The following is a 12823-nucleotide window of genomic DNA, read 5'->3' as shown; positions in this document are numbered from 1 at the left end:
TGCTGAAGGGGAGTTTTTTTTGGGGCCTCCGCAGCAAAGCTGCGGCGCTACGCTTTGGGGCTCGCTATTCGCTCGGCCCTTCGCCAGCAAGCTGGCTCGGTCTGGCCTGACGGCCACCCCGCCGCATCGCTAGGCCAAAATGAGCCCACAGCCCAATGTTGGAGAGTGGTTTTAGGCCTGTGGCCACCACAGCCCAATATTGAAGGGAAGGGGCAAAATATCAGGACAAAGGAAGGCATAAAAAAAGGGCTGTCGGGAATGCCGACAGCCCTTTTAGGTGCTAAGTTCCTGCTAAGCCTCTTGGGCCAAGCGTTCTGCAATGCGAACGATCAGTTTAGTTGCTAGCTCCATAGATTCTAGGGCGACATACTCATATCGGCCATGGAAATTCATTCCACCAGCAAAGATATTGGGACAAGGGAGGCCCATATAAGAAAGGCGAGAGCCATCGGTTCCCCCTCGGATGGGTTTAATTTTAGGGGCAATATCCAAATCTTTCATAGCGGCCTCAACAAGGTCTACAATATGCATAACGGGTTCAATTTTCTCGCGCATATTATAATATTGGTCCTTCATTTCAAGGCTCAGGCAGTTATTATGTTGCCCGTTAAATTCGGCGACCTTCTGCTCAAAGAACTTTTTGCGTTCTTCAAACTTTTGGCGATCATGATCTCTAATAATATAGAGCATTTCGGCTTGGTCTACAGAGGCTTGCATATTATTGAGGTGATAGAAGCCCTCATAATCTTGGGTATGTTCTGGCGTTTCCTCTAGTGGCAGGCTCAACATAAATTGGGCGGCCAAATAGTGAGAATTGACCATTTTGCCTTTAGCATAGCCGGGGTGGACGCTTTTGCCTTGTACAGTTACCTTAGCGTAGGCGGCATTAAAATTCTCGTATTCGAGTTCGCCTACTTCGGAGCCGTCCATAGTATAGGCCCAATCTGCGCCAAATTTTTCCACATCGAAAAGGTCGGCTCCGCGGCCTACTTCTTCATCGGGAGTAAAGCAGATGCGGATTTTACCGTGTTCGATTTCGGGATGTTCGATCAGGTAGTGCATAGCCGACATAATTTCGGTCACACCGGCCTTATCATCTGCGGAGAGCAAGGTATTTCCGCTAGTTGTGATTAGCGTTTGGCCCTTATACTGTAGCATTTCGGGAAACTCTTCGGGAGAGAGGTAAATGCCTGCTTCTTCATCGAGGGCAAGGGCTTGGCCTTGATAATTGGGCCATACTTTGGGGCGGACATCATCCGAGATAAAGTCGGGGGAGCTATCGATATGGGCGACAAAGCCGATAGTGGGTAGGCTTTTGTTGCTATTGCTGGGGAGGGTAGCCATTAGGTAGCAGTGTTCATCTAGTTCTACCTCTTGCATGCCCATGGCTTTGAGTTCGGCCTCGAGGACCTTAGCCATATCCCATTGTTTTTCGGTACTGGGAATTTTGTCTACGCCAAATTCTGACATAGAATCGATTTTCACGTAGCGCAGAAAGCGCTCTAAGATTTGCTCTTTCATTAAGTTGTTTTAAGTGTATTCATTAGCAAGGCGGCTGAGGGGCTCGATGCCCTTCAGCCGCCTTATGGCCTAGCGATGTGCAGGGGTGGCCGTAGGCCAGACCGAGCAGGCGAAGCCTGCGAAGGGCCGAGCGAACAGCGAGCCCCGGAACGTAGCGCCGCCGCAGGCGGCAGGCCCCAAAAAAGGCTAGGCAAAAATATCGTCTTGTTCCAAGAAGGCGTCAAGCGTATCTATTCTGTCGATAACGATGCGGCCTCGTTCATCTCTTTTAACGGTAGCGGCTTCGGCAGATTTGGCATGTTCAAAGACCAAGATCCATTCTTCGGCCAGGGCTCTTTCTAGGAAATAGGCCTTTTCGATTAGGGTTTGGGCTGGGTGCATATCGTAAGCCATCACGTAAGGGATGCGGATATGGCTGGGAGAGGGAATAAGGTCGGCGCAATAGACCACCTTTTTGCCGTCGATCATGAGGTAGGGCAAAATCATTCCGTTAGTGTGGCCATAGGCGAAGAGGAGATTGAAATTGCTAAACCAGCGAGTTTGGGCATCGTAGGGGGCGGCCTCAATAAATTTGAGTTGGCCGGAAGCCTCTAGGGGGAGTAAATTCTCGAGTAAGAAAGAGGCTTGTTCGCGGGGGTTAGGCATTGTTGCCTCGGCCCATTGTTTATCGCTACACCAGTAAGTGGCGTTAGGGAAACTGAGGACGGGATTGCCGTCTACATCATGTTTCACGGCACCGCCTACGTGGTCAAAATGCAAATGCGTAAGCAAGACATCGGTAATATCGTGCGGGGTGAGGCCGTGCATAGCCAAAGAGCTATAGAGCGAGGCATCGCCATGAGGTTGATAATGGGAGAAAAACTTCTCGGATTGCTTGGTCCCGATGCCGGTATCGATCAGGATATTTCGGCCGTGTTCGGTTTGGACCAAGAGGCAGCGCATCGCCCAGGTGCAGAGATTATCTTCATCGGGTTCTTCTAGGCGTTGCCAGATTGTTTTTGGGACAACGCCGAACATGGCGCCTCCGTCTAGTTTAAAGAAGCCCGTATCGATTACACGGACAGTCATTTTTAAGCTCATGAGTATATTTGTTTAAAGTCCAAAAGAGAATCCAATCTTCTTTTCGGTGCTGCTCAAGTTTTTGCGCAGTGCGGCCATTTGGATAGCGGTAACGGCGGCTTCAACGCCTTTGTTACCATGTTGTCCGCCGGCTCTATCTAGGGCTTGTTGCATACTATTGGGGGTAAGCACGCCAAAGATAAAGGGTTTGGCTGAGGCGATAGACAATTGTTGCAGGGCCATGGCCACAGATTGGTTAATATATTCATTGTGGGAGGTTTCCCCCTTAATTACGCAGCCCAAACAAATCACGGCATCCACTTTTTTGGCTTGGGCCAAAAGGCGGGCGGCGGTGGGCAATTCAAAGGTGCCGGGTACCCAGACCGAGTGAATTTGTTCGGCAGAGCAGCCATGCTCTAGAAGTGTATTTTTGCAGCCCTCATAAAGAGCGCCTGTAATATCTTGGTTCCAGGCAGCGGTTACAATACCAAAGCTGAAATTCTCGGCCGAGGGGATTTCCTCGGGGCGGTAGTCGGATAGATTTTTATCTGCACTGCTCATATACAAAAATTTAATATTTAGGGGAAAAGATACAAAAACTAGGGGAAGATACCAGCCTTTTGGTGGGAAATCCCTTTAGGCGGAACAGAGGGGCGGGGAGATTGTTTTAGGGACTAGCTTCCTTAGGTGGAACGAAGAAAAAAATAGAGGCTGCCGACCAAAAGTCGGTAGCCTCTATGCGTTTATGGGTTGCGGCTAATTAGCCTTGCATTTTTTGGTAAACCAGATCTGTATTTTCTCCGGTGAAGAAAGGGCCAACATGTTGGGCGGTGAGGTAGATGGCTTTAAGTTGTAGTGCGCGATCATCCTTGCCATCGAGTTGGCGGTAAGCGATTGCATTTTTCAGGCTTTGTTGCATGATGGCTACTTCTTTTTCGGTAGCGGCTCGCTTTTCTTTTTTGAGGAAATAAGCTTCGGCTAGTTCTTGGGCTAAAGACTTTTTGTTCTTTTTGACAGCTAGGGCGAGTTTAGCCATTTCTTTGGCCTGGCCTTCTAGTTGTTGAAAAGCCGAGTTAAATCCCGCTTGCACCTTTTTGTGGGCGCCTTCATAATCCTTTTTAAAGGTTTGGAAAGCGGCTTGGGCGGCTTTTAGTTGTTTGATGGCTTTATTGCCTGCTTTGCCTGCTTTAAACTTGGGCAAAACTTCTTTTTTCACTTGTAGGAACTGTTCTTTGAGTTTGAGGAGGCTTTCTTTCAGGGTTTTTCCTTGGCCTTCTAGGGCTTCCTTGGCTTTTTGCATTTTGGCGGCTGCTGCGCCAGCGCCAGCAGCGGCTGTAGCGGCTGTAGCGGCTACGGCTTCTTCGGCTCCGAGGTTTTCGCTCAACTCTGGATTGAGTTTTACCTTTTTGAAGAGGACCTTATCTGCAATTTTGAGGTGCTTGGCGGTGAGTTTACCGTCATTTAGTTCAAAGTGAAAATTTTGCAGGCCATTTTCGGTAGCGCCGAAAGAGACTTTACCTTTGCTAAAATCTTTATTGGGGCGTTTTTTGGCTTCTGTTTTATAAAACTTGGTCCAGCTACTGCCCAAGGTACCGACAACGATAAAGGGAATCTTTTTGCCTTTGAGGTCGGCAAATTCAAATTCGCTTAGCATGAGGTATTCGGTTTGCTCTCCTTGAGGAAAGCCATCTTTCATGCGTTTGAGTTCTTTATAGAAAAGTTTGCGATAGTCTGCGAACTTTAAGCCTTCGAGGATTTCTGGTTGTAATTTCGGTTTCATAAGTATAGTGAACTAGGGTATTTGTACTCTTTTTGACCTTTGAATATAAGTGCTTTTTATGGCTTTTACAATTTGTTGCCTAGTATTTTGGCTCAATTGCGACTTGCTGTAGTATTTATCTTGTTTAAAGCTTATTAATGGGGTCTTCAAACATCTTCTTCAGGGCGGGTTTATTGACCTTTCCCATAGCGTTTCGGGGAAGCTCTTGGAGCAATAGAAAGCGGCGCACGAGTTTGTAGGCGGGTAGTTTTTGGCGCAACCATTCGTTGAGTAGAGGTTGTAGAGTTTCTGGTTCTTGAGTATTGGGGATGACGGCTGCTGCTACAATTTCGCCCCATTCGATATTTTCTAGGCCCAGTACGGCGCAATCTTTTACGAGGGGATGTTCTCGCATAATTTCCTCTAGTTCTAGGGCTGAAATTTTATATCCACCAGACTTAATAATATCGATTGATTTGCGGCCCATAATGCGGTAGCTTCCATTTTCTAGGATAGCGATATCTCCGGTTTGGAACCAGCCATCTTCTGTAAAGGAGTTGCTGGTATATTCGGGGCGGTTCCAGTATTCCTTAAATATAGTTGGTCCTTTCACTTGAATTTCTCCGGCTTGGTTTTCAGTAGTGACGACGGCTGTATTTTCTTCATCCCAGAGGCGGAGTTCTACGCCGGGCAGGGGTTGGCCCACATGTCCAGGCACTCGACTTTGTTGGGCGTAGGGATTAGATAGGGCCATACCTATTTCGGTCATGCCATAGCGTTCGAGTAGGCGGTGGCCAGAGATTGTTTGCCATTCGTTGAGTACTTGTACGGGCAAGGCGGCAGAGCCAGAGACCATTAGGCGGAACTTGGCTAATACAGAGCTGATATTCCGCTGTTGATATTTGTGGAGTTCCTTGTACGTACTGATTAACTTGTAATAAATAGTGGGTACAGCCATAAAGACATTAATTCGGCCAGCCTCTAGGGTAGAAAAGACTTTACGTTCATCAAACTCCTCTTGGAAAGTACAGCAGGCTCCGACCCAAAGCGGGCAAGCCAGGGCATTAATGAGTCCGTGCACATGATGTAAGGGAAGAATATTGAGAATATGATCTGTTTTTTGCCATTCCCAGGCCTTGACTTGAGCTTCAATTTGGGCTTGAATAATCTCGTGGGTACTTAGGACGCCTTTAGGGCGGGAGCTGGTCCCGCTAGTATAGATAATCAGTGCATTTCGCTTGGGGGAGATAATGGGGAGGGCGCATTCTTTAAGGTCATTGAGAAGTTCCTCAATCGTATAGACTTGAATATTTAGTCGATCTTCTAGGCCTTCCAATTGTTTTTTGTGGCTGCGGTCTACAATTAGTATTTCGGCTCCAGTATCTTCTAGTAGAAATTCAACGGCGGGTAAGGGATAAGATAAATGGATCGGGACGGCTACCCCACCGGCTCGCCAAATGGCCCATTGGGAGGCAACAAAATAGATACTCGGGCTAATCATGAAGGCTACTCTAGCACCAGCTAGGTCTGCTCGGCCATTGAGTAGGTAGGCGGCCAAAGAAGCAGAGGCTTGCAAAAGATAGTGGTAAGTATAAGAGCCATTCTCATCGGTAATGGCTTTGCGTTGGCGATACTTTTCGGCTTGTTGAACAAAAGGTAGCTGGATCATCTGAATATCTAGAGTTGTTAACAATTTGGCAATCTGAGAAAGCGGAAAAATAGCGGATTAGCGGCTATTTTTGGCCCTGATCCCAGGATATTGCCCCCAAAAATAAAATTCCGAGACTGAAAAATTCTATTTTCGATGACTGTATTCCAAATTAAGCATTTTTTTTATGCTTTGGTCCTATTTAGCCTTTCGGCTTGTCAGCCTTCGGGGCCATCTCAAGTTGGCAAAGCGGCAGATTCTAAAGTGCAAACCGCTGTTCCTCAATTTTATAAAATTACGGGTTCTAAAACCTTGGGGGCGGAGCTTATGCCAGCCTTACTGGAGGGTTATTTGGCCCAAAAGGGCATTCAGCTCAAGCAGAAAGAGCGTTTATCTGCTGGCAATATTTATAGTTGGGAGCAAGCTGGGAAAAAGCTGCGTTTAGAGTTATTGCCCAAGGGATCTCAGGCGGGTTTTTCGGCTTTGGTGGCTGGGCAAGCGCAATTGGCTATGGCTTCTAAGGCAATTGATGATAGCCTGATAGAAAAAATGCCTGAATTAAAGAAAGAACAGCAACTGATTTTGGCTTATGATGCCTTGCGGGTTTTGGTCCATAAAGAAAAGGCTGGCATTAAGAACTTGAGTAAGGCGCAGCTAGCCAAAATATTTAGTGGGGAGATTAAAGATTGGGCGGAGATTGATGCTCATTTTTCTGGTCCTATTCGGCTTTATTTGCGCAATGAACATTCGGGTTCTTTTCATTTTATACAAAACATTTTGGGAACATTGGGTGCAGAGCACAAGCAGCAAGAGAACTTCACTTATTTACTACGTGATTTAGCGAATGATCCCAATGGATTGGCCTTTGCGCCTTATGAGTTGCCTGAGGGCCTAGCGATTTACAGTTTGCAGGTAGATGGGCAGGGGGCTAATTTAGAGAACAAGGATTATCTCTTTCGTCGTCCGCTCTATTTGTATTTAGATAGTTTGGCCTTAGAAGATCCTTTTTGGATGGATTTCATGGCATTTTGTCGTTCTGCAGCAGGGCAAAAAATTGTGAGCCAAGAAGGTTTTGGGCCATTGGACTAATTTTTTGCCGCCTACAAAGGAGCGCAGCGACGCGGCTGAGGGATGGACAGCAGTGGCCCGAAGGGCCAGACCCAGCCGCCGAAGGCGGCGCAGGGCCGAGCGAAGAGCGAGCTGCGAAACAGCCCGACCTGAACGAAGTGAAGGGCAGCCCCTAAAAAAATCACGGCTTTTTGGGAAGCAATAAATAGCAATAAAAGAAGGCGTATAGATTGGCGCCAATGGTAATAAAGAGTGTATTTTCGCTAAGAAAAGAAACAGCGATAAGCAGCCAAAAGAGTTGAAAAATGGCTGTTTTTTCGGTGAAAAAGGGCCAAGAAAAGAGGCCAAGAAAAAGCAGTAGACCAAGGACTCCCATAGCCGCAAGGCTGCTAATATATTGGCTATGTGGTGCCATTACCCTTTGTTCTGGATAGTCTTTTTGATAGATTAGTTTTTGCTCATCTTTTAAGTCGCCTAGGCCCACGCCCAAAATGGGTGATTTGGCCCAAACTTCTAGTGCAACTTGAAAAGAGAGCATGCGCTGTGTATCAGAATAATTGCCAATATGGCCTGCTTGATAAAGGCGAATATTCTTCTCTGTCAGCAATATTTTTTCTCGGAAAGAGGGAATTGTTTTATAGGCCAAAAAAGGGAGTGACAAACAAGCTAACAGGCCTAAACTGCCTATCAAAAAGCGTTTTGTTTGCCAAAGCCAACGGAGCAAAAGGTAAAAGCTAGCAAAATAAAAGGCAAGGATGCCTGATCGTGCGCCAAAAATGTGCATTGCCAAAAAGAGAAAGCTCCCCAAAAGTAGCCAAATCCAAGGCCATCGGCCTAGACGCCAAACGAAAAGCTGGCCAGATAAAATAGTTGCCCAACAAATGAGCAGGCTAAAGCGGACATGATCATTAGCTGGATTGGGCATGCCCTTACTATGCTTTAAAGAAGCCTGAATAGCTGTGTAATTTAATCCATAGTTAATGAGCACAGCCGCCACGGCTATACTCATAATCAAGACAAAGCTGGCCAAAAGCCAGCGCCATTGTTGCTTTGGCCAAGGCGGCAAAATTGCCATGCTAATTGGGAGCAAAAGTAGTGGAAGCATAACGCGAACACGATCCATGAGCTCCACTTTATTTTCACTATAAAGGGCGGTACTGGCCATTAATATGAATAGTAGCGCAGGGCTCCAAAAAAGAGGTTGTTGTTGAAGCCGTTGCCAGTTTTTTGCCTTAAAGACATAAGGCAGGGCGGCCAAAACAAAAGCCACAGAAGCAATAGCAATCAATGCTTTAGAAGCAATAAGACCAACAAACATAAGTAGGGCGGCCAAAAAAGGCAGCCCCTTTTGGAAAAGCAAAAAGTAAGAACGAATTGGCATTTTATCTTATTTAGTCCAACCTAAAACGAGCATACTTAATCGTGGCGCCCTTGCCTCGGTGTAGCTGCTCATAATAGGTAGTAATCCCCCAGTTTGGATCTTGTTCGGCCAAACTATAAATATCGTCATGGGCAAACTCTAGGGGAAGACCTAACTCCTCAATTTGCTCCATGGTATATTCATAAAGCACGGGAGAGTCTGTTTTAAGATGGATTTTACCGCCTTTTTTCAAAATTTTCCGATAACGCGACAAAAACAAGGGGGAGGTCAGACGCTTTCGTGGTTTTTTGACTTGTGGGTCGGCAAAGGTAATCCAAATTTCGTCCACTTCTTCAGCAGCAAAAAAGGACTCGATAAAATCAATTTGGGCACGGAGAAAAAACACATTGTCCAAACCTTCTTCTAGGGCAGTTTTGGCCCCATTCCAAATGCGGTTTCCCTTTAGGTCAATGCCCATGAAGTTGGCTTCGGGATACATCTGGCCCAGGCCTACGCTATACTCTCCTTTTCCACAGGCTAGCTCGAGTACCAAAGGTTTATCTTGGCCCAATTGCGCCTTCCATTGACCACGCATATCCTGCTTTTCGCCAGTGGGCAATTCAATAATTGGCGAATTAACCCCAAAGTTAAGGTAGACATTAGGCAGCTCGTGCAGCTCCGCAAATTTCTGTTGTTTTTTGTTCCGTCCCATCAAAAACTTATAACAAATAATATAAAATAAGGCCTAGCAGCAGGCTCCAACTCAATGAAATCATCATCATTTGGATCCCCTCAGCTCTGGCTTGGGGCGCAAAATTAAGAACTTTTCGTCCATTGGGTAATAATCGCCGATCAGAATAGTAATGATAGCCCCAAAAAAGGCCTAATGGCCCCAAGAAAATCGCACTTAAATAACCATCTCGTCGCTCTTTGGCCGTCAATTTCCGAGGTTGACGCAACTCAATCATCCGATGTTGCCGCATCAACTCCACCTCTTCTTCTGTAATATTGTGGCCTCTTTCATTGAGCAAATACCGAGCGGCCACCACATCCAAAACTTGCCAGTCCTCTGGCCGCTCCAAAATCTCCATTAATTCCTCATCACTATATCGCCGCAAATGATAATCCGCCTCTTTATAAATGCTTTGCGCCTTGGCCTCCTCTCGCAAAAGCGCCTGCGTAGACTCAAAATCAACCAATCGCAAATAAACATAAAAGGCACTATCCTTCAAAGCAGGCGCCCTAGCGTAATCTTCGCCAGGATCCTGCTGCTTTTCCCAAATTTTGTAGGGAATCTTTTGGGCATCCAAAAACGCACAAAGATTATCAAACATCTGCCGATAATCAAATTCCGCAAAAATCTCATAGCGCTGCCCTTCTTCCTGCTCTTTCTGCAGTAAAACAGCCAGATTTTCAGCCGTCTCTTCGGTCAACAATAACTGCCCATCTTCATAATCATAAGGCAAACTATACTCTTCTAAAAGTAAAATTTTAGCCAATTCATCTGGGGAATATACAGGGGATTTTTTCATTTCTTTTTTGTTTTATGTTCTGTTTTTTGGGGCTGCCCCGCCTTCTAGGCGGGTCGGGCTGTTTCGCAGCTCGCTATTCGCTCGGCCCTGCGCAAAATTTCGCTACGCTCATTTTGCTGGGTCTGCGGCTTCGCCGCCCTGCTGTCCATCCCTCAGCCAGCTCGCTACGCTCGCTCCAAACCGCTAAATAAGGTTCAATAAATTAGGGAAACTCATCAAATTTAGCTAAAATAGATAGCTCTTCTTTTTAGAAGATGCAAAAAACGCTGAAGAGGAATAAAGAGAGCCAATTTTTTTTAGTACTTTTGAAGCAACAAGCAGAGAAAGGCAGGCGGATAAAGTCTACTTTCTCTATTCATTTTTTTCATTAAATTACTTAGTTGTTTGGCTAGAAGAATTAACAGAAACCGAGGAAAATACAATCGGAGAGATACACCAGGTTCTGAATACAGAATCAATGATAATATTCGCGTACCAGAAATTCGCTTGGTAGGCGACAACTTTGATGAGATTAGCGAAATCGCTGGCAAAGAAATCGAAAGCGGTTCCGTAGTGAAAACGCGCATCGCCGCTTCTTGGGCCAATAAATTGGAATTGGACCTAGTAGAAATTTCGCCTAACGGGAAGCCTCCCGTTTGCAAAATCATCGACCTGAAAAAATTCCTTTACGAGCGCAAAAAACGCGAGAAAGAACTCAAAGCCAAACAGGTTAAGGTCGTCATTAAAGAAATTCGCTTTGGTCCCAATACCGACGATCATGATTTTGAGTTCAAACTCAAACATGCCAAAAGCTTCCTAGAAGATGGCGCAAAAGTAAAAGCTTATGTGCAGTTTAAAGGACGCTCTATTGTCTTTAAAGACCGTGGCCGTACCCTACTCAAACGCTTTGTTGAAGAACTAGGCGAATTGAGTGTGACTGATTATCCCCCAAAAATGGAGGATCGCCGTATGCATGTAACGCTTAGCCCGAAAAAATCGGCTAAATCAAAATAGTAGGCTAGTATATTTGCCCAGAGCCTCTCGCTTTGCCGCAAAACTACTGGCTAAAAAGGCTGTCTCTCAACAGACAGCCTTTTTTTGCTTTGTTTCTTAACCTCAACATTTATGTTTAGCAATAAAAATAAAGAACGAGCCGCCCGAACTGCCGCCGTTTCTCATAATAGCCTAGTCCGCGACTCTATTGTAAAGGGAAATGTGCAATCTGTTATTGACATCCGTGTAGATGGACGCATTGAAGGGGACCTTCGCTGTAAAGCGAAGGTGGTTTTGGGCCAAACTTCTGTTATCAAAGGCAACATTCATTGCCAAAATGCCATCATTGAGGGCCAAGTTTTAGGAAACGTCTATTGTCAACAATTACTAGATATTCGAAAGTCGGCCAAAATTCAAGGCGATCTAGAAACCTCTAAACTTGCCGTAGAAGATGGGGCCCAAATGAATGGCGCCTGCAAAATGAATCTACAGCATGGCATCCAATCCCCAAAATAAAAAGGGCCAAGCCCTCAAAAAGAACAAAAAAGCCATAGAGAGCTACATGAAGTACTCTGGTATGGGCGTGCAAATGGCCTTGGTCATTGCCGCGGGTTCTTTTGCTGGCGTATATTTAGATAAATACCTAGAAACTAAGCCCCTATTTGTCGTTATTGGCTCTTTGGGTGCTGTATTTTTGGCCCTCTATCTGTTTATTCGCCAAATCTTGGCCGAAAGTCCCCCAGAAGATCCGGAAGAAGAATAGTCATGCAGTTATCACAGTTTTATTCTAGCCTACTAGGCGTTTCGGCCTTTGTGGCCCTTAGTCTTTTGGGCCTTCAGTGGTTTTGGCCCCGCTTTGCCGTCTATGGTGGCCTCGCTTGGGCTAGCTATCTTTTTTTTGTGCTCTTTAGCTGGCTTTGCTTTTTTTGGGCCCGACAAGCTAGCCAAAGTAAAGACCAATTGCAGTTTAGCCGAGTCTTTATGATGCAAACTAGTATCAAAATGCTGCTCAGTCTTTCGCTGGTCTTAGCCTATTTTTATACCTTTAAACCAGCCGATCAGCTTTTTGTATTGCCCTTCTTTTGGGTATACTTCTGCTTCACGCTTTTTGAAATTTACTTTTTGACTCAGCTCGGAAAAGCATAGTACTATGTACCAAATTAAACATCAATCTAAAGAGGACTTTCTAGAATTGGATCCCAAAGACTTTAACTGGGACTTGGTCCAACTAGAAGAGCAGGCCTTTCATATCCTTTACCAAAATCGCTCTTATACGGCTAGAGTAATCTCAGCAGATTATACTAGCAAGAGCTTTGAAATCCGCATTGGACAAAACACCTATACCCTAGCCGCAAAAGACCGTTTTGACCTTTTGGCTGAACGCCTTGGCTTTGAAAAAGTAGGAGTCGCTAAGGTCAATGATATTAAAGCGCCTATGCCTGGCTTATTACTCGATCTGATGGTGGAAGTTGGCCAAGAAGTGAAAAAAGATGAGGCGGTCCTCATCCTTGAAGCCATGAAAATGGAAAATGTGATTAAGGCCCCAGCCGATGCCATAATTAAAGCCATTAAGGTGGATAAGGGCGCAGCGGTAGATAAAAATCAAGTGCTTATTGAACTTGATCCCTTATAGGCTCAAGGCCCATAATAATACAAAAGCAGGAAAAATGAAGTCAATCATTTTTCCTGCTTTTTTTTTGGTCCAAACTCCTGCGTTCTAGAGGAGCGAAGCGACTGGCTGAGGGATGGACAGCAGTGGCGCAAAGCGCCAGACCCAGCCGCCTTTGGCGGCGCAGGGCCGAGCGATCAGCGAGCTGCGAGACAGCCCGACCCGAGCGAAGCGAGGGGCAGCCCCAAAATATCATTATTATTTTCACTTTTTTTTAAAAAAAATATTTAATATA

Annotated in this window: 14 protein-coding genes; 6 read left to right on the top strand and 8 right to left on the bottom strand. The window is 45.7% G+C overall.

Annotation, left to right across the window (positions count from 1 at the left end; translation table 11 throughout):
- Nucleotides 1-291: 291 nt before the first annotated feature.
- The 5 genes from pepT to PPO43_RS10795 all read right to left on the bottom strand — a co-directional run bounded on the left by pepT (nt 292) and on the right by PPO43_RS10795 (nt 6008).
- Entirely contained in the window at nt 292-1521 is a 1230-nt protein-coding gene (gene pepT, locus PPO43_RS10815; RefSeq protein ID WP_272617653.1) for a peptidase T, read from the bottom strand.
- A 186-nt stretch (nt 1522-1707) separates the two neighbouring features.
- Complete coding sequence (locus PPO43_RS10810) at nt 1708-2601, bottom strand: MBL fold metallo-hydrolase (protein WP_272617651.1); 894 nt, start codon at nt 2599-2601, stop codon at nt 1708-1710.
- Nucleotides 2602-2613: 12 nt separating this feature from the next.
- Entirely contained in the window at nt 2614-3141 is a 528-nt protein-coding gene (gene ribH / locus PPO43_RS10805; protein ID WP_272617649.1) for a 6,7-dimethyl-8-ribityllumazine synthase, read from the bottom strand.
- A gap of 199 nt (nt 3142-3340) precedes the next feature.
- Nucleotides 3341-4360: a hypothetical protein gene (locus PPO43_RS10800; protein ID WP_272617647.1), complete on the bottom strand. Its 1020-nt coding sequence runs from the start codon at nt 4358-4360 to the stop codon at nt 3341-3343.
- 124 nt (nt 4361-4484) lie between these two features.
- The gene (locus PPO43_RS10795; protein WP_272617646.1) at nt 4485-6008 is read right to left on the bottom strand and encodes an acyl-CoA synthetase; all 1524 of its coding nucleotides are present in this window, start codon (nt 6006-6008) and stop codon (nt 4485-4487) included.
- A gap of 135 nt (nt 6009-6143) precedes the next feature.
- Here PPO43_RS10795 and PPO43_RS10790 point away from each other — a divergent pair, with 135 nt between their 5' ends.
- On the top strand, nt 6144-7076 hold the full coding sequence (locus tag PPO43_RS10790; RefSeq protein ID WP_272617643.1) for a substrate-binding domain-containing protein: 933 nt from the start codon (nt 6144-6146) through the stop codon (nt 7074-7076).
- A 160-nt stretch (nt 7077-7236) separates the two neighbouring features.
- Here the strand turns inward: PPO43_RS10790 and PPO43_RS10785 are convergent, their stop codons facing one another.
- Genes PPO43_RS10785 through PPO43_RS10775 form a run of 3 tightly spaced genes read right to left on the bottom strand, consistent with a single transcriptional unit; the run spans nt 7237 to nt 9947 of the window.
- Complete coding sequence (locus tag PPO43_RS10785; protein ID WP_272617641.1) at nt 7237-8436, bottom strand: O-antigen ligase family protein; 1200 nt, start codon at nt 8434-8436, stop codon at nt 7237-7239.
- 10 nt (nt 8437-8446) lie between these two features.
- Complete coding sequence (gene trmB, locus PPO43_RS10780) at nt 8447-9127, bottom strand: tRNA (guanosine(46)-N7)-methyltransferase TrmB (RefSeq protein ID WP_272617639.1); 681 nt, start codon at nt 9125-9127, stop codon at nt 8447-8449.
- A 7-nt stretch (nt 9128-9134) separates the two neighbouring features.
- Complete coding sequence (locus tag PPO43_RS10775; protein WP_272617637.1) at nt 9135-9947, bottom strand: hypothetical protein; 813 nt, start codon at nt 9945-9947, stop codon at nt 9135-9137.
- 384 nt (nt 9948-10331) lie between these two features.
- Between PPO43_RS10775 and infC the strand changes: the two genes are divergently transcribed.
- From infC to PPO43_RS10750, 5 genes are all read left to right on the top strand, one after another.
- Entirely contained in the window at nt 10332-10940 is a 609-nt protein-coding gene (infC, locus tag PPO43_RS10770; RefSeq protein ID WP_272617635.1) for a translation initiation factor IF-3, read from the top strand.
- A 111-nt stretch (nt 10941-11051) separates the two neighbouring features.
- Nucleotides 11052-11435, top strand: coding sequence for a bactofilin family protein (locus PPO43_RS10765; RefSeq protein ID WP_272617633.1), 384 nt, complete (start codon nt 11052-11054; stop codon nt 11433-11435).
- Entirely contained in the window at nt 11413-11682 is a 270-nt protein-coding gene (locus PPO43_RS10760) for an AtpZ/AtpI family protein (protein WP_272617631.1), read from the top strand. Before PPO43_RS10765 ends, PPO43_RS10760 begins: the two co-directional genes overlap by 23 nt.
- A 2-nt stretch (nt 11683-11684) precedes the next feature.
- Nucleotides 11685-12065, top strand: a complete 381-nt coding sequence (locus PPO43_RS10755; protein WP_272617630.1) for a hypothetical protein — start codon at nt 11685-11687, stop codon at nt 12063-12065.
- A 4-nt stretch (nt 12066-12069) separates the two neighbouring features.
- On the top strand, nt 12070-12552 hold the full coding sequence (locus PPO43_RS10750; RefSeq protein ID WP_272617628.1) for an acetyl-CoA carboxylase biotin carboxyl carrier protein subunit: 483 nt from the start codon (nt 12070-12072) through the stop codon (nt 12550-12552).
- Nucleotides 12553-12823: the final 271 nt, after the last annotated feature.

The sequence above is a fragment of the Saprospira sp. CCB-QB6 genome (assembly GCF_028464065.1).
Lineage (GTDB): Bacteria > Bacteroidota > Bacteroidia > Chitinophagales > Saprospiraceae > Saprospira.
This window is presented reverse-complemented; position numbering and strand designations above follow the sequence as displayed.